Source organism: Enterococcus canintestini (genome assembly GCF_001885735.1).
Classification (GTDB): Bacteria; Bacillota; Bacilli; order Lactobacillales; family Enterococcaceae; genus Enterococcus_C; species Enterococcus_C canintestini.
Genome location: NZ_JXKG01000002.1, coordinates 246,031 through 266,826, shown reverse-complemented (window position 1 = coordinate 266,826; position 20,796 = coordinate 246,031). Strand labels below are relative to the sequence as shown.

Sequence of the window (20,796 nt, the reverse complement as noted above, 5' to 3'; positions counted from 1 at the left end):
CTAAATTGCTAAATTTGTCAAAATATTTTTAATAGCATATCAAATACACTAGCAAGTGGCAAATAAAAAAACTGATAAGTTGGGAACCCAATAGCATCAAATAACGTTTTTCCTGGCCCTAACATAAATAAAACAGCTAAAATAAGCAAAATCGCAAGTATAATGAATAAGACATTAACCCCTTGCAGTAAACTAAACCAGATTTTGACATTGCTAAATACCATATCCATCTTTTGATTACGCAAAACATTTCTTGTTTCAGGAATTGACTTCATTTTTTCAATGTTTTGCCAGTTGTTTTTAAATAACATCATTTCCTTTTCCGTCAAGACTTCACTGAAAATTTTAGTGCCTGCTGCAAAATCTAGGAAATACCAATTAACTGTCTGGCGTTGCTGTTTTTCATCCCGATAACGAATGCTCCATTTTTTGGTCGTAATCCCTTTAATTTTATCATAGGCAAAACTAGAGAAATGATCCATTTCAAAAAAGTCCAAAACAGTTAAAAAAATCAGGCGAGTAGAGGTAAAAATTAATAAGCGATTGCCCCGTGTATCATGAAATGTGGTGACATAATTTCGTGCTTGCTTATTTCTTGCGTACCCCATCCCCATTAGACCAGAAGTCATCATCCCTGAATTTCCCTCGTTTGTCATCGGCAAATAGCCCATAATTTCTTCTGATTGTTCTAATTGTGGCTGTAGCTTCGTTTTAATTTCTTGAAACAAAATGTAGTACTTGCTTCGCTCAAAAAGCGCTTTTTTATCCGTGTTACTTAAATAGTCAGGCTGTAACTTGGCATTTTCAGCATAAATAACGTCTTTAAAGCTCATGACAACTCCTCCTTTAACGCACTTTGCAATCTTACTTTTCCCCGTGATAAGTGATTATAAACAGCGCTTACGTTAATAGCTAATAATTGGGCAATTTCATGCGGCGGTGTTTGATAAAAATAGTAGTGCAAAAAAATTAATTGATCTTGCTTGGACAATGTATCTAGCAGTTCCAAAAATTTTTCTTTTGCTAAGGGATTTTCTTCTTGCCGATAGTTTTGATCAATTCTTTCTTCCTGAAATTCTGTTTGACGGCTACTTTGCTTTTGCTGTTTGCGCTTAAAATCGATTGCTTTATTACGGGTAATCACCATAATAAATGTAGCCAAACTGCTTTTTTGTTTGTCATAAGTGGGAATCTTTTGCCATAAAGTATAAAACACTTCATTTTCACAGTCTCCCCACGAGGTACGTTCATCGCTTTTTGATAACACACCACGAATAGTTTTAATAATCGTTTGACCATACACAGCAATCATTTTTTCTAACCCAACAAAATCTTGAGCTGTAATTAATCTTACAATTTCTTCGTCTGTCATCTAGCCTCCTCCTCTTTGTTCACTTAATATACGTATCAGATAGCATCATTCTATCGTTAAAATCAAATTTATGTAAAAAATGCACGCAGTAAGAAGCGTTTCTAGTAAATATTACTAAAAAAAATGTGAAGCTTACATCATGCAAACTTCACAACTTTTTAAGATTATTTTTTTAACCAGTTTTCAGGATCTTCTTTCCATGCTTTTAACAACGCCAGCTCATCGTTGTTAATATAATCACTTTCTAATGCAACTTCAATTAAGGTTGAATAGTTGGTTAATGTCACTAACGGAATTCCTGCTGCTTCAAAGTTAGCTAAGCCTTTTGGCAACTCATAAGTGAAAATAGCAGCGACACCCAACACATCTGCGCCTTCTTTTTTAGCTGCTTCACAAGTACCTAATACACTGCCGCCAGTTGAAATTAAATCTTCAATAATAACCATCTTTTGGCCTTTTTTTATCCGACCTTCAATTTGTTTACCTTTGCCGTGATCTTTGGCTTTGGCGCGAATATAGACCATTGGTAAGTCTAAAATATCCGCTACCCATGCAGCATGAGGTACACCGCCAGTAGCAGCGCCAGCAATTACTTCGACATCAGGAAATTGAGCCTTGATTTTATCTGCTAAGCCTTGAGCGATTTGTTTTCGCACTTTAGGGTAACTAATGGTAATCCGATTATCACAATAAATTGGGCTTTTAATGCCACTAGCCCACGTAAAAGGATCATTTGGGCTCAAAAATACTGCTTCTACTGCTAACAAGTCTTTGGCAATTGTCGTTTCTAAACTAGTCATTTTCAATACCATTCCATTCATTTTTTATTTGAGTATATGCTTTGTATGGATCTTCTGCTAAGGTAATTGGACGCCCCACCACGATAAAATTAGAGCCAATTTTACGAGCATTTCCTGGGGTCACTACGCGTTTTTGGTCGCCTACTTCACTACCTGTCGGCCGAATTCCTGGGGTTAAACAGATAAACTCTTCACTTGTCGCCCCTTTAATATCTGCAACTTCTAACGCAGAAGAGACAACACCATCTAATCCCGCTTTTTTTGCGCATTTGGCATAGTGAATTACACTTTTTGCTAAAGGTACTTCAATTAATTGATCATCATGCATTTCTTGTTCAGTCGTTGAAGTCAGTTGGGTAATGGCTAAAAGCTTAGGCCGCTCTTTGCCCATTGGTGTACCTTCTTCTAAACCGCGCATTGCCGCTGCCATCATTTTGACACCGCCAGCTGCATGAACACAAGTAATGTCTACGCCAAGTCCTGCTAAGCCCCGCATTGCTTTTTCGACTGTATTAGGAATATCATGTAGTTTTAAATCTAAGAACACGTCATGACCGTTTCGTTTTAACCAACGGACTGTTTCTGGCCCTTCTTGATAAAAAAGTTCCATCCCAATTTTAACAAATAAAGATTCTTTTTTTGGGAATTTTTTAAAAAACAATTCAACTTCTCCACGACTTGAAAAATCTAGTGCAATAATTGGACGTTCATTCATTTTTATTTTTCCTCTCTGACTTGTTGAATTAATTCACTCAAACTATTAATCCCTAGTTCTGCCATTCGTGCTGGTAGAGCATCGATTATTTTAGGACAGACCAAAGGATCGGTAAAATTCGCTGTTCCGATTGCCACAGCAGACGCACCTGCCATCATCATTTCCAATACATCATCAACCGTTTGAACGCCCCCCATTCCAATGATTGGAATATTTGTCGCGTGAAAAACTTGATGAATTAAACGAATAGCGACCGGTTTGATTGCAGCTCCTGATAATCCCCCTGTTTGATTGGCTAAAAGTGGTTTTCTAGTTTTTAAATCAATGCGCATGCCTAATAAAGTGTTAATCATTGTAAAACCATCTGCACCAGCGTCTTCAATCGCTTTAGCAATTGGTACAATGTCGGTTACATTAGGGGACAGTTTAACATAAACAGGGACTTTAGCTACTTTTTTAACAGCTTCAGTTAAGCTCGCTGCCACTTTGGGATCAGTTCCAAAAGCAATCCCACCATGCTTTACATTAGGACAAGAAATATTCAGTTCAATCGCTTTAACATTCGGCGCATCGCCAATTTGTTTGCAAACTGCCACATAATCTTCTTCACAAGAACCTGCAACATTGGCAATAATGTTCAAATTGGGATAACGTGTATTTAAGTCCGGTAATATTTCTGTTTGTACTACCTTTAATCCTGGATTTTGTAGTCCAATAGCATTTAACATCCCACTTGGTGTTTCAGCAATTCGTGGTGTTTCATTGCCAAAGCGTGCTTCTGGTGTTGTAGCTTTAATCATAATCGCACCGAGCTTATTTAAATCATAAAATTTGCCATACTCATTTCCAAAACCAAAGCAACCACTTGCCGGCATAATCGGATTAGGTAAATCGAGTCCTGGTAATTGAATGTGTAGTGGATTACTCATAATACGATTACCCCCGTTTTAAAAATTGGTCCTTCATCACAAACTTTTAGACTTTTTGTCGGTTCATTTTTGACATGGCAAACGCAGCCATAACAAGCACCCACGCCACAGGCCATCCGGGCTTCCATCGAAATTTGCGCATTGGGATGATTTTGATATTTTGCATCTACCATTTTTAACATGCCATTATTTCCGCAGGCAAAAACAGCTGCCGGTTCTTCTGTGCGCCCTTCTAAAAGATGTGATACATTTCCTCGCACCCCAAAGCTACCATCATCAGTGGCAAAAAAAGTTTCACCTAGTGCTTGAAATTTCTCGGCATAATAAACAACTTCTTTTTTAGCAAAGCCTAAAAAATGAATTGGTTTTACGCCTTTTGCTACCAGTTGTCGTGATAGTTCATATAGTGGTGGCACACCGATACCGCCACCGATAATGTAAGCAATATCGCCTGCCTTTAACCCACTAAGGTCAAAACCATTCCCTAAGGGCCCAAGACAATCTACTTTATCTCCTACTGATAACTGAGTGAAAGCTTTAGTTCCTTGACCTTCAACGCGATAAATTAAATGGCAAGTCAAATTTTGACGATCAAACTGATTAATACTAATCGGCCGGCGCAGTAATAAATCTTTTTGTGGTACCAAAAGATGTAAAAATTGCCCTGGTTTTTCCATTGCTCTTACTAGTTCTCCTTGTAAAACCAATTCAAAAATATTAGGTGCAATTTCTTGTTGTGTGATGACTGTCAACATTCCTTGTTCCATACTGCTCCCCCTGGTATTCATTTACATTTTCTCACAAATGGAGTGTGCGAAAACCGCACACTCCGCTTATTTTATAGAGCTTTTGTTGAAAAGGCTCTATCTTCCATAACTTTCAAAATAGCATCGGCTGTATCTAACGATGTTAAAAGAGGAACACCATGTTCCACAGCTTCTCGCCGAATTATAAAACCATCAACTGAAGCGCTTTGGCGATCTTTATCCATCGTGTTAATCACTAATTGTGCTTGATTATTGCGAATTAATTCCACCACATTATGCTCTTTATTTTCAGAGATTTTTGCAATTTCTTTAACCCGTAAACCAGCAGATGTTAAATAATTGGCAGTTCCTTTAGTAGCAATTAAACTAAAGCCAATTTCAGCAAAACGTTTAGCCAAAGCTAAAGCTTCTTCTTTGGTTTCGTCTGCAATAGTAAATAATACTGAACCAAATTCGGGCACCTTTAATCCTGCGGCTTCAAAAGCTTTGTATAATGCTTTTTCTAAATTACGATCGCTCCCCATAACCTCGCCGGTAGATTTCATTTCCGGTCCTAAATAAGTATCGACTTTTTGTAATTTAGTAAAAGAAAAGACTGGCGCTTTAACATGAACACCACTATCTGCTGGATACAGGCCGTTTTCATAGCCCTGGTCAATAATTTTTTCTCCTAAGATAGCTTTGGTGGCAATTTGGGCCATCGGAATTCCTGTAACTTTACTTAAAAACGGAACTGTACGACTTGCTCTTGGGTTAACTTCAATGACATAAACTTTATTGTCGCTAATGACAAACTGAATATTCATCATGCCAATACAATTTAAACCTAAAGCTAACTTTTCAGTATATTCAGCAATAGTTGCTTGAATTTCCTGACTTAAAAATTGCGGCGGATAAACTGCCATAGAGTCTCCCGAATGGACCCCTGCTCTTTCAATATGTTCCATAATACCCGGAATTAAAACGGTTTGTCCGTCACAGATGGCGTCTACTTCGCATTCACTACCAGTTAAATAGCGATCGACTAAAACCGGATGTTCTGGTGAAGCTTTCACAGCGTTTTTCATATAATCTAAAAGATCGGCTTTATTTTCCACAATCTCCATTGCCCGACCACCTAAAACATAACTTGGTCTAACTAAGACAGGATAACCAATTTTTTCTGCTATCGCAACTGCTTCTTGTTGATTGGTCGCAGTTTCACCTGGCGGTTGCGGGATATTAAGCTCTTTTAATGCTTGTTCAAATAAATCGCGATTTTCTGCGCGATCTAAATCTTCAATTCGCGTTCCTAAAATTTTGACACCAGCTTTTTGAAGCGGTTCTGCCAGATTAATTGCAGTTTGTCCGCCAAACTGCACAATAACACCAGTAGGCTGTTCTAATTCAATCACATTTAAAACATCTTCTAGAGTTAAAGGTTCAAAATATAGCTTATCAGAAATTGAAAAGTCAGTCGAAACTGTTTCAGGGTTACTATTCATAATAATTGCTTCGTACCCTGCTGCTTGAATTGCTTTAACCGAATGGACAGTTGCATAATCAAATTCTACGCCTTGGCCAATTCGAATCGGTCCTGAACCTAAGACTAAAACAGAAGGTTTTTCAGTCACTTTACTTTCATTTTCAAATTCATAACTGCTGTAAAAATAAGGTGTCTCTGATTCAAATTCAGCAGCACATGTATCTACCATTTTATAAACCGGTTTTAAATTTTGTTCTTTACGAAAATGACGTACTTTAGCTGCTGTTGTTTGCCAAAGATCGGCAATCTTTTTATCTGTAAAGCCATTTTGCTTGGCTTTTTTCAAAACGGTAAGATCATTTGGCGCCTGTTCCAAAGCTTTTTCTAATTCGACGATATGTAACAACTTATCTAAGAAGAACAGATCAATTTTAGTCATTTCTGCAATTTCTTTAATTGGATAGTTACGTCGAATCGCCTCTGTCACATAAAATAGACGATCATCTTGTGCTTTAATCATTTTTTCTGTCAATTGATTATCACTAAGTTCTGCTAATTCATTTAATTCTACGTGACATACTCCAATTTCAAGTGAACGCACTGCTTTTAAAAGTGATTCTTCAATGTTGCGACCAATTGCCATTACTTCACCGGTCGCTTTCATTTGAGTTCCTAACACACGTTCTCCTTGTTCAAATTTATCAAAGGGCCAACGTGGAATTTTTGCTACAACGTAATCTAACGCTGGCTCAAATTCAGCATACGTCGTTTCAGTAACTGGATTTTTCATTTCATCTAAGGTCAACCCCACCGCAATTTTCGCAGCTAACTTAGCAATTGGATAGCCCGTCGCTTTACTAGCTAGCGCAGAAGAGCGGGAAACACGTGGATTTACTTCTATGACATAATAATTAAAACTATGGGGGTCTAGTGCTAATTGTACGTTACAACCACCTTCAATTTTTAAAGCGCGAATAATAGATAAAGAAGCATCCCGTAAGAGTTGATATTCAATATCAGATAATGTTTGACTAGGGGCAAAGACAATCGAATCTCCTGTATGAATACCCACTGGATCAAAATTTTCCATATTACATACAACAATAGCATTATCGGCTGAATCTCGCATCACTTCGTATTCAATTTCTTTAAAACCTGCAATACTTTTTTCAATTAAACATTGAGTAGCCGGTGATAACTTCAAACCATTTTCTGCAATCAGACGTAATTCTTCTTCGTTATCACACATCCCGCCACCAGTACCACCTAATGTAAAGGCGGGACGAACAATCACAGGATAACCGATTTCATCTGCAAAAGCGACTGCTTCAGCTACTGTATTGATAATAGCAGATTCAGGAATCGGTTGGCCAAGTTCTTCCATCAGCTGTTTAAATAAATCACGATCTTCAGCTTGATCAATTGCAGAAAGTTTAGTCCCCAATAGTTCAATTTCTAATTCTGCTAAAATACCAGAAGCGGCTAGCTCAATTGCCATATTCAAACCTGTTTGTCCACCTAGTGTTGGTAAGAGTGCATCAGGATTTTCTTTACGTAAAATACGAGAAACAAATTCAAACGTAATGGGTTCAATATAGACTTTATCGGCAATTTCTTTGTCCGTCATAATGGTGGCGGGATTAGAATTGACTAAAACTACTTCATAGCCTTCTTCTTTTAACGCCAAACACGCTTGGGTGCCGGCATAATCAAATTCAGCCGCTTGGCCAATAATGATTGGACCAGAACCAATCACCATAATTTTTTTAATATCCGTACGCTTTGGCATCTTTTTGCTCCTTCCATGCATCCATCATTTCAATAAATTCATCAAATAAGTGCAACGCATCATGAGGACCTGGTGCTGCATCAGGATGAAATTGAACCGTAAAAGCCGGATAGTTTTTATGGCGTACGCCTTCGATGGTGCCATCATTAACTTCTACGTGAGTTATCATTAAGCGCTCATTATCAATGGACTCTGCATCTACTGCATAGCCGTGATTTTGAGAAGTAAAATCAATCCGTCCTGTTGCGATTTCGCGCACCGGATGATTTAACCCTCGATGACCAAACTTCATTTTAAATGTGTCTGCACCATTTGCTAGTGAAAATAGTTGATGACCTAAACAGATACCAAAAATTGGAACTTGACCTTGAATTTCTCGAATCATTTCAATAGCTTCAGGCACATCTTTAGGATCTCCTGGTCCGTTGGTTAACATGACACCATCAGGACACAATTCTAAAATTGTAGCAGCTTTAGTGTTATAAGGTAAGACAGTTAAATTACAATTTCGTTTTGATAATTCCCGTAAAATGCTGTGTTTTAAACCAAAGTCAATCACTACAACATTATGGCCCACACCAGGACTAGGATAAGGTTTTGCTGTTGAAACTTGCGCTACTTGATTGGTTGGTAAAACCGCGGCTTTTAACTGGTCATAAGCATGGGTAAAATCTTCTTCTGCCACAATACTGGCTTTCATCGTACCGTATTTTCTAATTTTCCGTGTTAAAGCACGGGTATCAATCCCTGCAATTCCAGGAATTTCTTTGCGCTTTAAAAACTCATCTAGTGTCATTTGATTGCGCCAATTACTAGCAACGCGAGCGTGTTCTTTTACGACAACTGCTTTACATGTTGGTGCAATTGACTCATAATCATCGCGGTTAATCCCGTAATTTCCCACCATGGGATAAGTGAATGTAATAATTTGCCCATTAAAACTTTGATCGGTAATGGTTTCTTGGTAACCAGTCATGCTAGTTGTAAAAACAATTTCGCCGACTACATTGTTACTAGCACCAAAACCTTCTCCTTCAAAGTAAGTTCCATCTTCTAAGATTAACCATCGTTTCATAATTATTCCCCTTTTTGCCAAGCTATTTGACCATCAACGAATGTTAATAAAGTCTCACCATAAACTTTTTCGTGATTAAATGGTGTATTGACTGCTTTTGATAAGAAATTTTGCGCGTCAATTTCAGATTCCTCTTGAATTGCAAAGACAGCTAAATCAGCTGGTTGACCAATTTGTAAACGTCCTGCTTGTAAGCCAAAAATTGCAGCCGGATTTGTTGCCATCCAATTAATAACTTGTTCCAAAGTGAAAATGCCGGTTTTAACAAAATGAGTATAAATCAATTGAAACGCATATTCTGAGCCGACAATTCCAAACGGTGCTTTTAAGAAGCTTTGATTTTTTTCTTCAAAACCATGGGGAGCATGATCCGTCGCAATACAGTCAATTGTGCCATCTAATAAGCCCTCAATTAAAGCATCGCGATCTGTAGTCCCTCTTAATGGTGGATTCATTTTCCAGTAGCCAAAATCATTGGGAATTTCTTCTTCTGATAAAATTAAGTGGTGGGGAGAAACTTCAGCAGTGACATGAACTCCTGCTTTTTTAGCTTCACGAATAATCCGTACACTTTCTTTAGTGGAAACATGACATACATGATAATGACAGCCTGTTTCTTCAGCCAAAATTAGATCTCTGGCAATTTGAGAACTTTCCGTTGCACTTAAGATCCCAGGTAAACCAAGTTCTTCTGCTTTTTTCCCAGCGTGCATTACACCGCCAAAAAGTAAGGATTCATCTTCTGTGTGGGCTACAAGTGCCATATTATTGGCTGCTGCTTCTTTCATTGCCAAATACATGGTGCCCGCTGTTTGAACACCAACGCCGTCATTTGTAAAAGCAAACGCACCAGCTGCTTTTAGAGCCTTTTGATCGGTTAAAACATCACTGCGTAATTCTTCTGTGATAGGAGCGTATTGTAAAACTTTTACTACAGCGTCAGATTTAATAAGCGCTTGGATTTTTTCAAATTTTTCAACCGTATCGGGAACAGGATTCAAATTTGGCATCGCACAGACAGTCGTAAAGCCCCCTCTAGCTGCCGCTTGACTACCAGTTTTAATGGTTTCTTTGTATTCAAATCCTGGTTCTCTTAAATGCACATGAACATCTACTAAACCGGGAGTGATTAATTGCCCCTTGGCATCGAACACTTCATCAAAAAGGTTGGGATCAAAGTCGGTTCCAATCGCCTTCACTATTCCATCTTCAATCCAAATTTCTGCTGCTGTTAAGTGATTTTCGTAAGTATTTATTTTACCGTTTTTAATGAGTGTTTTCATAATCATCCTCCTAAATTTCGTTAAGGGTACTACTTTATTATGATAAAGGAGAAGACCAAAATTGAGCCCACTCCTAGTTTATCTTTATGCTCTGCCAGCTAAAACAGCTTCTAAAATTGCCATCCGGACAAAAACACCATTTGTCATTTGTTGAATAATCCGGGCTTGATAACCTTCTACTAATGAATCTGCTAATTCAACGTCGCGATTAACTGGTGCTGGGTGCATAATAATTGCACCTTCTTTCATCTTTTTCGCGCGACCAACTGTTAAACCGTATTGTTGATGATACTCTTCTTTTGAAAAACTTTCGTTACCGTCATGACGTTCGTGTTGCACCCGTAACATCATCATGACATCTACTTCACCAACAAGTTCATCTAATGGTAAGTAGTGTCCATATACTTCAAATTCTTCATCATACCACTGAGCAGGACCAGAGAAGAAGACTTCTGCACCTAGACGTTTTAACATTTGCATGTTTGATTTTGCTACGCGGGAATGAGTGATATCACCGACAATCGCAACTTTTAATCCTTCAAAGCGGCCGAACTCTTCATAAATCGTCATAAGGTCTAATAAACATTGCGTTGGGTGTTGGCCACTACCATCACCACCGTTAATAATACCGCATTGGATTGTTTTACTTTGAATCAAATCATCGTAATAATTTTCATCACCATGGCGAATGACAGCTACATCAACTCCTAAAGCTGACATGGTTAAAACAGTATCGTATAATGTTTCGCCTTTTTGAACAGAACTAGTCGAAGCATCAAATTCGATTACTTCAATACCTAATTTTTTCTCCGCTACATCGAAACTTTTATGTGTCCGGGTGCTGTTTTCAAAAAATAAATTTGTAGCAAAATATTGTTCTTTTTCTGGCGTCCATTTTGCCCCGTTTTTGAATTCTTGTCCTCGGCGGATTAATCCCATCACTTCTTGGTCAGTTAAAGCTTCGACTGTTAATAAGTGTTTTAAACTAATTCTTTCTTGTTGGATGATCATCTTTTTTCCTCCTGCGTGTTTGGCTTAAAAGTTTTTATTCTGCTTCTTTATTAATAACAATACGGTCTTTACCGTCAACTTCTTCCATTTCAACAATAATTTCTTCGGCTAAAGATGTAGGAATGTTTTTTCCCACGTAATCGGCACGAATCGGCAGTTCCCGATGCCCGCGATCGACTAGGACTGCTAATGAAATTTTTCTAGGACGACCAAAATCCATGATCGCATCTAACGCCGCACGGATAGTCCGGCCAGTAAACAAGACATCGTCGACTACAATAACTTCTTTTCCTTCCAAATTGACTGGAATATCAGAAGCGTGTACCGTCGGATCGTCTTCTTTTTTAGCATCATCTCGGTACAAAGTAATATCTAATTCGCCCACCGGAACTGCTATGCCTTCAAGTTGTTGCAAACGTTCTGCAATTCGCTTTGCAATATAAATTCCTCTTGTTTTAATACCGACTAAAACCAAATCCTCAATACCGTGGTTACGCTCGATGATTTCATAAGTAATCCGAGTCAAAGCTCGCTTCATTGTTACTGCATCTACTACTTCTTTTACTGCCATTTTCTTCCTCCTCGTCCATTTAAAAGACAAAAAAACTCCTGCCCGAAATTAGGCAGGAGTGATAATTGATTTAGTATTTGGGTATAACTACCCTTTTTACTTCAATTCACAAGGCAAGTTTTACTAAGGCGCACCTTACTAAAATTCTTGCTCAACTCCTTCTTAGCCTCACGGGACTACTCTTAAAGGATTACTATTTACTTTTCTTAGACATAGATTACACTTCTTTAAACCAAAAATCAATCTTTTTTTCGTAAGTTTGTTAATGTTTTTTCAAAAACTGGCGGTAGTGGTGCCTCAAAAACCATTTTGGCTTGTGTTCTAGGATGAGTAAAGCCCAATAGTTTTGCATGTAAAAATTGCCCGTTTCCCTTTAGTGTTTTTTTAGGGCCATAAGTTGGATCACCGGCTAAAGGAAAGCCAATGTATTGCATATGCACCCGAATTTGATGTGTGCGACCAGTTTCTAATTGTAACTCGACTAACGTAAAATCACCAAACCGTTCTAGGACAGTAAAATGCGTGATTGCCGGCTTACCATCTTCACGAATCGCTTGCATTTTACGGTTAACCTTAGAACGTCCAATGGGCGCTTCAATTGTCCCTTTTTCATGGGGGATGTTTCCATGAACTAAAGCAATATATTTCCGTAAACTCGTTTTATCTTTCAATTGAGCTGCTAAGGATTCATGGGCAGCATCGTTTTTGGCAATCATTAATAAACCCGAAGTGTCTTTGTCAATCCGATGTACAATCCCTGGGCGAACAACATCATTAATCGTGGACAAATTATTTAATTGATATAATAAGCCGTTAACAAGTGTTCCTTTCCTGTGACCTGCAGAAGGATGAACAACCATTCCCTGTGGTTTATTTACTACAGCTACATCCTCATCTTCATAAACAATATCTAAATCAAGATCTTCTGGGATAAGCTCGAGTGTTGCGGGGGCTGGAATTTGAATTACGATTTCATCTCCTGTTTTTACTTTATAGTTTGCTTTTACAGTTTGGCCATTTAAAAAAACTACCCCTTCTTTTAACCATTGCTGAATTTGAGAACGTGTATAGTCTGGTAGATATTGGGTTAAGGCTTTGTCAATTCGTGGGCCTTTTTCTTTGATAACGATTAGCAGTTCTTTCATACTTTTGCTCCTTTAAAATGATCTTCAAATAAAATATAGATGAAAATCAAAATCACACCAACCACAAGACAAGAGTCGGCTACGTTAAAAATGGGAAATGAGATAAAATCTGTTTGAAACATATCTACCACATAACCTAGACGCAAGCGGTCGATAAAATTTCCTAAAGCTCCTGCCAGTACAAGACTTAAACCAAAAGAATATATTTTAGCGCCCCGGCGATTTTTATATAATAAATAACTACATACGGCTACTGCAATCAGTGTGACAATAGTAAAAAAGCCCATTTGCCCTTCTAACATACTCCAAGCAGCCCCGGTATTTTGATAATAAGTCAAAGAAAAAACGTTTTTAATTAGCGGCAATGACTCGCCTAAAGAAAGATTTGCCACAATCCACGCTTTTACCAATTGATCAAGCACTATTAATAAAACAGTAATAACTAAATAAACTATCATAAACTCCACTCATTTCTTAAACAGTAAATAAATCGCGCGGGCGGATAATCCCCAATAAATTGCCATTTGGATCACCATCTCGTGTGATTAAAATTGCTTCTAATAAAGTATTTTGATGAAACATATTTTCAACTTCTGCTACAGTGGTTTTTCCTGTAACAAATTGATAATTGGTAACTTTTCCATCTTCGATTAACAGTTCTTCAGCTAGACGGTTTTCTAAAACAATCTCACCTTTTAGGCTTTCTTTTGCAAACCAATAACCTAAAGCACGTAACGTAATTAACCCCTTAAAAACCCCTTTTTCATAAAGCGGAAACTGAGAATAACGTTTATGAGCAATCGTTTTTAGTATTTCTTTAATTGGTAATGTAATTTCAAAACCAGTAACATTTTTACCAAAACGTGGCAAGACCAATTCTGGCTTTAAAAGAGCCTGTTCAATCGTTGTAATTCGTTTGACTACCCAGTCATTTGGCTCAGCAATCACAAAATCAGTACTAATTTGATCGTGAACAATGGCATTTCGCAACTGCGCCATTTGTAATAAATCATCAACATAATCATTTGCTAAAAATTCTGGTTGCCTACTTAGTCGCCGAACCATTTCGCTAAAGCCCATATTTTGGGGATGGTTCAATTTTTCTTTAAGCCATTTATTAATTCGATTGAAACTCGCTAAGAATATATCTGCATTACTAGCCATCTGCTAACTCCTTTATTCAAATAAATTCGTATCTTTTGTCACAAATTTTTCAGCAGGAAGATACGTTTTTAATTCATTTAAAAATGCCTTTTTGGTTTTTTTTCGCATTAAAAAGCTATATTCTTCACCTAAATACAAAAATTCAATTCCATTTGGTAAAATGGCAATACGGGTTATATTAGCATAATATAATTTTTGTTTCTTCCAAAAGCGCGCATAAAAAATAAGTAGGTAATCTTTAAATAAAACAAAACGCCGCAGACAGCCAATTATAACACAGACAAAAAAGAAGACCATGACTAAATTGCTTTTCCAGTACGGCCGGGTATTTTCTAAAGACAATGTCAAACTATAAAAGAGAACAATCATTGTTAATGACCAATAAATGATACTGACAGCAAGTTCTGGCTGCCAACGATATTTTCTATTTTTCATGCTTACAAGGAGCCTCTTTTCTGCTAAAGTTAATTCGTAAACAAAATGAATAAAAGGATGATACGAATGATTAAAGCCTATATCGATGCCGCGACTAAAGGCGATCCGGGTCCGAGTGGGGCCGGTATACTTTTAGTTGGCCAAAATCTTCATAAACAAATTCATCAAGCACTCCCTGTCTTAAATAATCACCAAGCAGAATTTTATGCTTTTTATGAATTGCTGAATTACTTATTAGAACATAATTATTTTCACGAAACGATATTCGTTTACTCGGATAGTAAAATTTTAGTCCAAACTGTCGATAAAAACTACACAAATAACAAAAATTTCCAAGAAATATTCCAAAAAATTCAAACCTTACTACCTAAATTTCCATTACTTATCTTACAGTGGATTCCCGAAAATAAAAATAAAGGGGCTGATAAGCTAGCACGTCAAGGATTACAAAAAGCACTTCGTCAAAAAAATAATTCAAAGTAAGCAATAACAGCTCCTTATAAAATTGGCGATAAAAGACGGGAGAAGTTTTGCTTAAAGCGTAACCAATAAGATTGCTGTTCAATCATATCATCTGTCAATAAGTAGCACTTTTCTTGATCAGCTAAAAAGATTTGTTGCATTTGTTTAGTCAATGCTTCATCATACACAAAAGCTGTAACTTCAAAATTTAATTCATAACTACGAATATCTTGGTTAGTAGAACCAAAAGAGCAAAGATTATCGTCCATGACAATTGTCTTAGCATGTAAAAAGCCTTCTTGATATTGATAAATCTTGACACCACGTTTATGAAGTAAATTAGCATAGTATTGGGTAGCGCGATAGATAAAGGGATGATCAGGCATATTTGGTATCATAATGCGCACGTCTACCCCCGAGCGAGCAGCTGTGACTAGTGCATTAAACATCACATCATCAGGAATTAAATACGGTGTCTGTAACCAAATTTTTTCATTTGCTGATAAAATCATTTTAACAAAAGCGCTCTTTAAGATATCAATTTGATTTTCAGGACCATCTGCGACAACTTGAATTTCAGCTTCGCCTTTTGTATCTTCACCAATAACAAAATAGCGACTTTCATAATCGAGTAGATCTTCTTTTTTTCTAACTGATGCATTCCAATCCCTAATAAAAATCTCTTGCAAACTAAAACTTGCAGTTCCAACTATTCGCCCGTGCGTATCCCGCCAATAACCAAATTTTTCACTACGGCCAAGATATTGATCCCCAACATTAAAGCCACCGGTCCAAGCAATTTGACCATCAATCACCACTATTTTACGATGTAAATGGTAATTTAAGCGCGTTTTACGAATTAAGTCACGGGAAGTAATAAAAGCAGCCACTTTTCCACCAGCAGCAACAAGAGGTTGGAAAAACTTCTCATTTGATCCTTTTGCTCCCCATGGATCGTAAATAAGACGAACTTCTACACCTTCTTTGGCTTTTTCAACTAATAAATGCAGAAATTGATGGCCAATTCTGTCAGGGAAAAAAGCGTAATACTCAACATGAACATTATCTTTGGCTGCTTTGATATCTGCAAATAATGCTGCAAATTTTTCATTGCCATCTGTATATAACTCCACACTATTGCCTCTTGTTAAAGGAGATTCATCCACCGATTTTAAATAGCGCTCTAATAGTTTTAGCTCTATTTCAACTTCTTCTTTATCGTAACGCTTATTATTTTGATGAATTAAGGCATTAATTTCTTTTATTTTGCGGTTAGTTTCAACATCGAATTTATAAACCGTCTCGCCATCGATGCCCCGACCACAAAACAAATAGACAACAAATCCGATTACAGGAATAAAAACTAATGTTAAAGACCACGCTAAAATACTAGTAATTGAACGGGGTTTTCGAAACACCGTGATTAAAGCACCAATAGTATTAATAAAAATAACTAACAAAAAAACCGATTGTAAGATACTCAAATCCTGTTGAATGGTCATAAAGTAGGCTCCTTTCAAATAAAAGCTTGCTTTTATAATAAGTAATTGTGATCAAAAGTAATTTCAAGTGTGACTTCACCTAATTGCGCAGTCAAATATTCTGTTAGTTGTTGCCGAATTGCTAAGTCAGATTGGGGACAATTAGGTGGCACCACAACATCAAAAGACAGTTGATTTTTTTCAATCCGAAAATCATGTACCCGTAAGTTCAGATTCAGCGCTGTGATTGCTGCCTTCACAATTTCCCATTTTTGTTGATACTCTGGACTTTTAACAGCCACGGGATCTAAGTGACACACCAATTCAACTTTCAAATTTTCGCGAAAGTCTTTTTCAATTTTATTAATAAGGTCATGAGCATAATTTAGACTCCACGTATCGTCTACTTCAATATGAACAGTAGCGAACTGGCTTTTAGGTCCATAACTGTGGACTAATAAATCGTGATATCCTAAAATTTCAGGAACATCATTTAAGTGTTGTTCCATTACTAAAATTTCTTCTGCACTGGGGCGACTTCCTAGTAATTCATCGATGAATTCTTTTACCATTTTTAAGCCACTGTATAAAATATATAATGCAATGAAAAGCCCCATCCAACCATCGACATGTAGTCCGGTAAATAACTCGATAAAGGCTGAAATTAAAACAGCTGCAGTCGTAATTACATCATTTAAACTATCTTGTGCCGTGGCTTTAAGGGTCTCTGAATTAATTTCACCCGCTATTTTTTTATACATTAAACTTTGCCAAATTTTAATTACAATTGACAACACTAAAATAATAAAAACTAAAGGCGAAAGTTTGATCTTACTTGGATCAAGAATTTTTTCAACCGAAGAAATGAGAAATTGAAAACCGACAAAAGTAATAATAATTGAGATCATAAAACCACTAATATATTCAAAACGCTCATGCCCATAGGGGTGTTCTTTATCTGCGGGCTTAGCTGCAATCCGAAAACCAACTAAAGTTAAAACAGAAGACGCCGTATCACTTAAACTATTAATGGCATCGGCCATAATGGAAACACTTTGGGCAAAAAGACCAATCAAAAATTTCATAATAAATAAAAGACCATTTGAAACTAGCCCTAAACTTCCGGCTAAAAAACCAAAAGAAGTTCGATTTTTATTCGGATTATTTTTTGTGATTTTTTTCATAAAATAATTCAGCATTTCTTTAAAACTCCTTAACCAAAACTTCTCTTCATTTTACCCTTTTTATCACTTTCAAACAAACTAAAGGCAATATTTGACAAATGATTGTTAGATTATCATGTGCTCTTGTGGTAAGTTAAGTCATCTCCACAATAATAACCCGAATATAAGCTAATTTCTTGTTTTGCCTCAAAGAGACAAAACAGTAAATTCAGCCATATTTCGGGTTATAAAACGAGCTATTATTCTAATTTAGTAGTTTGTTACGCTTGTTGTAAAAACTCAGCTACTTTTGCCAAAGCGTCTTTAATTCCTGCTGGTTTTTTGCCACCGGCTTGTGCCATATCTGGTCGGCCACCGCCGCCGCCACCGACAAGCGGAGCAATCGTCTTAATTAAATCCCCTGCTTTTAAGCCACGGGCTACAGCCTCTGGCGACATTGCTGCCAATAAATTAACTTTTTGATCACTCGCATTTGCTAATACTAAAACATCAGAAGCAGCTTTTTGTTTCCATTGGTCTGCTAATTGACGTAATTGGTTCATATCTTTAACTTTTACTTCCGCTGCGATAAATGAGATGCCATTTACAGTTTCAACATTTTTGAAAACGTCCCCTGCTTGTTGATTTGCCAACTTACTTGCAAGCTGTTCATTTTCTTTTTGTAAATCTTTTAACTGTTGTTGTAATTGTTCTGTTTTTGTAACGACTTCTTTTAATTGCGGTGACTTCACAATTGTCGCAATTTCTTTTAGTTGTGTTTCTTCGCTATAAAGTAATTCATAAGCTTCTTTACTTGTTACTGCTTCAATCCGGCGTACACCTGCTCCGATACCAGATTCTGCAACGATTTTAAAAATACCGATATCTTCTGTATTGGCAACATGAGTCCCCCCACAAAGTTCAATAGACCAATCCGCAATATTTACTACCCGCACGTCATGACCATATTTTTCGCCAAAGAGAGCCATCGCCCCCATTCCTTTTGCAGTATCGATGTCTGTTTCAATCGTTACAACTGGAAGAGCTTCCCAAATTTTTTGGTTAACAATTGCTTCCATTTGACGCAACTCTTCTGTAGTTACTTGACCAAAATGAGTAAAATCAAAACGTAAATGACCTGGTGCTACTAATGAACCAGCTTGGTTAGCGTGATTTCCTAAGACTTCTTTTAATGCTTTGTGCAATAAATGGGTTGCAGTATGGTTTTTGATGATTCGATTACGGCGCCCCACATTAATTTGTAAGAAGTAAGTCGTTCCTTCAGTCACCGGTGCTTTGACTGTCACAGTGTGTAAAAATTGACCGTTTGGTGCTTTTTTCACATCATGCACTTCTGCCACAATATTACCTTCTAAATCACAAATCATACCAGTATCCGCAACTTGTCCACCCATTTCAGCATAAAATGGTGTTTGGGCAAAAATTAATTGGGCCTCGCCAGTCTTCACTTCACTAACAACAGCTTCATCTTGAATGACAACCAGTAATTCACTTTCAGTTTCATAGTTAGCATAACCCACAAATTTACTATCGACTTTAATTTCGGTCAATAAAGCAGATTGTACTCCCATTGACGCATCCGTACTGCGAGCAGCACGAGCCCGTTCTCTTTGTGCTTGCATTTGGGCTTCAAAACCAGCATGGTCTACTTTTAAGCCTTCATCTTCGGCAACTTCTTCAGTTAATTCTACTGGGAAACCATAAGTGTCATATAATTTGAAAATATCTTCGCCACTTAATGTATCTTTTTTCTCAGCCTTCACTTTTTCAATGACTTGCGTTAAAATTTCCAACCCTTCATTGATTGTTTCGTGGAAACGTTCTTCTTCTGTCCGAATTACTTTTTCAATAAACTCTTGTTGTTCCAATATTTCAGGGTAATAGCTGTCCATGATTTTGCCTACAACTGGAACTAATTTATACAAGAAAGCTTGATCAATACCTAATTTTTTACCATGCATAACAGCTCGACGTAACAAACGACGTAAAACATAGCCCCGTCCTTCATTTGAAGGTAGTGCACCATCTCCAATAGCAAAGGCTAATGCACGAATATGGTCGGCGATAACTTTAAAAGAAATATCTGTTTGTGGTGCGTCTCCGTATTGGAATTTACCACTTAAAGTTTCAACTTCTTTAATTATTGGCATAAATAAATCAGTTTCAAAGTTTGTTGGTGCATTTTGAACGATGGAAACCATCCGTTCTAACCCCATGCCCGTATCAATATTTTTATGTGGTAGTGGTTCATACGTATCATCTGGCTTGTGATTAAATTCAGAAAAGACTAAGTTCCAAATTTCTAAATAGCGTTCGTTTTCTCCACCAGGATAATTTTCTGGATCGTCAGCAGCCAAATCGTTAAATTCTTCACCACGATCATAAAAAATTTCAGTGTCTGGACCACTAGGACCTGCGCCAATATCCCAGAAATTATCCTCAATTTCAACAATATGATCTAAAGGAAGACCAACTTCTTCATGCCAAATTCGTTTTGCTTCTATATCTTTTGGATAAACAGTAACATATAATTTTTCCGGATCAAAAGCCATCCACTTTTCATCGGTTAAAAATTCCCAAGCCCAATGAATCGCTTCTTTTTTGAAATAATCACCAATTGAGAAATTACCTAACATTTCAAACATAGTATGATGACGAGCAGTTTTCCCAACGTTTTCAATATCATTTGTCCGAATCGATTTTTGCGCGTTAGTGATGCGGGGATTTTCCGGCACGACAGATCCATCAAAATATTTTTTTAGCGTAGCTACCCCAGAGTTAATCCACAAAAGAGTGGGATCATTAACTGGAACTAAAGATGCGCTAGGTTCAACACTATGTCCTTTTGACTTAAAGAAGTCTAAAAACATTTGGCGGACTTGGCCGCTAGATAATTCTTTCATCATTTCTCCTACTTTCCAAAAAAAATAAGACACCACTGCAAGACAAGGACGAAAACCGCGGTACCACCTTGTTTGCAATGATGTCATTCATTACCTCTTAAGCTCCATAACGCAGAGTTGCGTCAGTATTGCTACTGAAATAAAAAAGGGAGCAACTACAAACAGATTTGTGCTTTTTCTCAGCAAATAAAAGCTTTCTGTAACAAAGTAACTGTCTGGTCATATCCTTTTTCCCTACAAAGTAT

Annotated in this window: 19 protein-coding genes; 1 reads left to right on the top strand and 18 read right to left on the bottom strand. The window is 37.2% G+C overall.

What is annotated here, in order from left to right:
• Positions 1–17: 17 nt before the first annotated feature.
• The 15 genes from RU96_RS02690 to RU96_RS02620 all read right to left on the bottom strand — a co-directional run bounded on the left by RU96_RS02690 (position 18) and on the right by RU96_RS02620 (position 14,521).
• Positions 18–833, bottom strand: a complete 816-nt coding sequence (locus tag RU96_RS02690) for a PH domain-containing protein (protein WP_071864007.1) — start codon at positions 831–833, stop codon at positions 18–20.
• Positions 830–1,372, bottom strand: a complete 543-nt coding sequence (locus RU96_RS02685) for a sigma-70 family RNA polymerase sigma factor (RefSeq protein ID WP_071864006.1) — start codon at positions 1,370–1,372, stop codon at positions 830–832. The genes RU96_RS02690 and RU96_RS02685 overlap by 4 nt, the downstream gene beginning before the upstream one ends.
• 164 nt (positions 1,373–1,536) lie before the next feature.
• Complete coding sequence (gene pyrE, locus RU96_RS02680) at positions 1,537–2,172, bottom strand: orotate phosphoribosyltransferase (RefSeq protein ID WP_071864043.1); 636 nt, start codon at positions 2,170–2,172, stop codon at positions 1,537–1,539.
• A complete protein-coding gene (gene pyrF / locus RU96_RS02675) occupies positions 2,165–2,887 on the bottom strand; it encodes an orotidine-5'-phosphate decarboxylase (protein WP_071864005.1) in 723 nt (240 codons plus the stop codon). The genes pyrE and pyrF overlap by 8 nt, the downstream gene beginning before the upstream one ends.
• Before the next feature lie 2 nt (positions 2,888–2,889).
• Complete coding sequence (locus RU96_RS02670; protein WP_282956592.1) at positions 2,890–3,819, bottom strand: dihydroorotate dehydrogenase; 930 nt, start codon at positions 3,817–3,819, stop codon at positions 2,890–2,892.
• Complete coding sequence (locus RU96_RS02665; protein ID WP_071864003.1) at positions 3,813–4,583, bottom strand: dihydroorotate dehydrogenase electron transfer subunit; 771 nt, start codon at positions 4,581–4,583, stop codon at positions 3,813–3,815. The genes RU96_RS02670 and RU96_RS02665 overlap by 7 nt, the downstream gene beginning before the upstream one ends.
• Before the next feature lie 71 nt (positions 4,584–4,654).
• Positions 4,655–7,837 (bottom strand): carbamoyl-phosphate synthase large subunit, encoded by a 3,183-nt coding sequence (gene carB, locus RU96_RS02660; protein ID WP_071864002.1) that lies wholly within the window; start codon positions 7,835–7,837, stop codon positions 4,655–4,657.
• Entirely contained in the window at positions 7,815–8,912 is a 1,098-nt protein-coding gene (locus tag RU96_RS02655) for a carbamoyl phosphate synthase small subunit (protein WP_071864001.1), read from the bottom strand. Before RU96_RS02655 ends, carB begins: the two co-directional genes overlap by 23 nt.
• A 2-nt stretch (positions 8,913–8,914) precedes the next feature.
• Positions 8,915–10,195, bottom strand: coding sequence for a dihydroorotase (locus RU96_RS02650; RefSeq protein ID WP_071864000.1), 1,281 nt, complete (start codon positions 10,193–10,195; stop codon positions 8,915–8,917).
• Positions 10,196–10,279: 84 nt separating this feature from the next.
• Entirely contained in the window at positions 10,280–11,206 is a 927-nt protein-coding gene (locus RU96_RS02645; protein WP_071863999.1) for an aspartate carbamoyltransferase catalytic subunit, read from the bottom strand.
• 34 nt (positions 11,207–11,240) lie between these two features.
• Positions 11,241–11,777, bottom strand: a complete 537-nt coding sequence (gene pyrR / locus RU96_RS02640; protein ID WP_071863998.1) for a bifunctional pyr operon transcriptional regulator/uracil phosphoribosyltransferase PyrR — start codon at positions 11,775–11,777, stop codon at positions 11,241–11,243.
• Between the two features lie 239 nt (positions 11,778–12,016).
• Entirely contained in the window at positions 12,017–12,922 is a 906-nt protein-coding gene (locus RU96_RS02635; RefSeq protein ID WP_071863997.1) for an RluA family pseudouridine synthase, read from the bottom strand.
• Positions 12,919–13,380, bottom strand: coding sequence for a signal peptidase II (gene lspA, locus RU96_RS02630; protein ID WP_071863996.1), 462 nt, complete (start codon positions 13,378–13,380; stop codon positions 12,919–12,921). The genes RU96_RS02635 and lspA overlap by 4 nt, the downstream gene beginning before the upstream one ends.
• 16 nt (positions 13,381–13,396) lie before the next feature.
• Entirely contained in the window at positions 13,397–14,086 is a 690-nt protein-coding gene (locus tag RU96_RS02625) for a CBS domain-containing protein (protein ID WP_071863995.1), read from the bottom strand.
• Positions 14,087–14,098: 12 nt separating this feature from the next.
• Positions 14,099–14,521: an EbsA family protein gene (locus RU96_RS02620; RefSeq protein ID WP_071863994.1), complete on the bottom strand. Its 423-nt coding sequence runs from the start codon at positions 14,519–14,521 to the stop codon at positions 14,099–14,101.
• A gap of 66 nt (positions 14,522–14,587) precedes the next feature.
• Here RU96_RS02620 and RU96_RS02615 point away from each other — a divergent pair, with 66 nt between their 5' ends.
• Positions 14,588–15,004 carry a ribonuclease HI family protein gene (locus tag RU96_RS02615; protein WP_071863993.1) on the top strand — a complete coding sequence of 139 codons (417 nt, stop codon included), beginning with the start codon at positions 14,588–14,590 and terminating at the stop codon, positions 15,002–15,004.
• Between the two features lie 14 nt (positions 15,005–15,018).
• On the opposite strand, the gene cls is transcribed toward RU96_RS02615, so the two are convergent.
• The 3 genes from cls to alaS all read right to left on the bottom strand — a co-directional run bounded on the left by cls (position 15,019) and on the right by alaS (position 20,551).
• Positions 15,019–16,485 (bottom strand): cardiolipin synthase, encoded by a 1,467-nt coding sequence (cls, locus tag RU96_RS02610; RefSeq protein WP_071863992.1) that lies wholly within the window; start codon positions 16,483–16,485, stop codon positions 15,019–15,021.
• A gap of 32 nt (positions 16,486–16,517) precedes the next feature.
• The gene (locus tag RU96_RS02605) at positions 16,518–17,663 is read right to left on the bottom strand and encodes a cation diffusion facilitator family transporter (RefSeq protein WP_071863991.1); all 1,146 of its coding nucleotides are present in this window, start codon (positions 17,661–17,663) and stop codon (positions 16,518–16,520) included.
• Positions 17,664–17,908: 245 nt separating this feature from the next.
• Complete coding sequence (gene alaS, locus RU96_RS02600; protein WP_071864042.1) at positions 17,909–20,551, bottom strand: alanine--tRNA ligase; 2,643 nt, start codon at positions 20,549–20,551, stop codon at positions 17,909–17,911.
• Between the last annotated feature and the right edge of the window lie 245 nt (positions 20,552–20,796).

Bases quoted from the DNA above. Each gene is read 5' to 3' on its own strand.
- RU96_RS02690 (WP_071864007.1), bottom strand. From the start codon at position 833: ATGAGCTTTAAAGACGTTATTTATGCTGAAAATGCCAAGTTACAGCCT.
- RU96_RS02685 (WP_071864006.1), bottom strand. From the start codon at position 1,372: ATGACAGACGAAGAAATTGTAAGATTAATTACAGCTCAAGATTTTGTT.
- pyrE (WP_071864043.1), bottom strand. From the start codon at position 2,172: ATGACTAGTTTAGAAACGACAATTGCCAAAGACTTGTTAGCAGTAGAA.
- pyrF (WP_071864005.1), bottom strand. From the start codon at position 2,887: ATGAATGAACGTCCAATTATTGCACTAGATTTTTCAAGTCGTGGAGAA.
- RU96_RS02665 (WP_071864003.1), bottom strand. From the start codon at position 4,583: ATGGAACAAGGAATGTTGACAGTCATCACACAACAAGAAATTGCACCT.
- carB (WP_071864002.1), bottom strand. From the start codon at position 7,837: ATGCCAAAGCGTACGGATATTAAAAAAATTATGGTGATTGGTTCTGGT.
- RU96_RS02655 (WP_071864001.1), bottom strand. From the start codon at position 8,912: ATGAAACGATGGTTAATCTTAGAAGATGGAACTTACTTTGAAGGAGAA.
- RU96_RS02650 (WP_071864000.1), bottom strand. From the start codon at position 10,195: ATGAAAACACTCATTAAAAACGGTAAAATAAATACTTACGAAAATCAC.
- RU96_RS02645 (WP_071863999.1), bottom strand. From the start codon at position 11,206: ATGATCATCCAACAAGAAAGAATTAGTTTAAAACACTTATTAACAGTC.
- pyrR (WP_071863998.1), bottom strand. From the start codon at position 11,777: ATGGCAGTAAAAGAAGTAGTAGATGCAGTAACAATGAAGCGAGCTTTG.
- RU96_RS02635 (WP_071863997.1), bottom strand. From the start codon at position 12,922: ATGAAAGAACTGCTAATCGTTATCAAAGAAAAAGGCCCACGAATTGAC.
- lspA (WP_071863996.1), bottom strand. From the start codon at position 13,380: ATGATAGTTTATTTAGTTATTACTGTTTTATTAATAGTGCTTGATCAA.
- RU96_RS02625 (WP_071863995.1), bottom strand. From the start codon at position 14,086: ATGGCTAGTAATGCAGATATATTCTTAGCGAGTTTCAATCGAATTAAT.
- RU96_RS02620 (WP_071863994.1), bottom strand. From the start codon at position 14,521: ATGAAAAATAGAAAATATCGTTGGCAGCCAGAACTTGCTGTCAGTATC.
- RU96_RS02615 (WP_071863993.1), top strand. From the start codon at position 14,588: ATGATTAAAGCCTATATCGATGCCGCGACTAAAGGCGATCCGGGTCCG.
- cls (WP_071863992.1), bottom strand. From the start codon at position 16,485: ATGACCATTCAACAGGATTTGAGTATCTTACAATCGGTTTTTTTGTTA.
- RU96_RS02605 (WP_071863991.1), bottom strand. From the start codon at position 17,663: ATGCTGAATTATTTTATGAAAAAAATCACAAAAAATAATCCGAATAAA.
- alaS (WP_071864042.1), bottom strand. From the start codon at position 20,551: ATGAAAGAATTATCTAGCGGCCAAGTCCGCCAAATGTTTTTAGACTTC.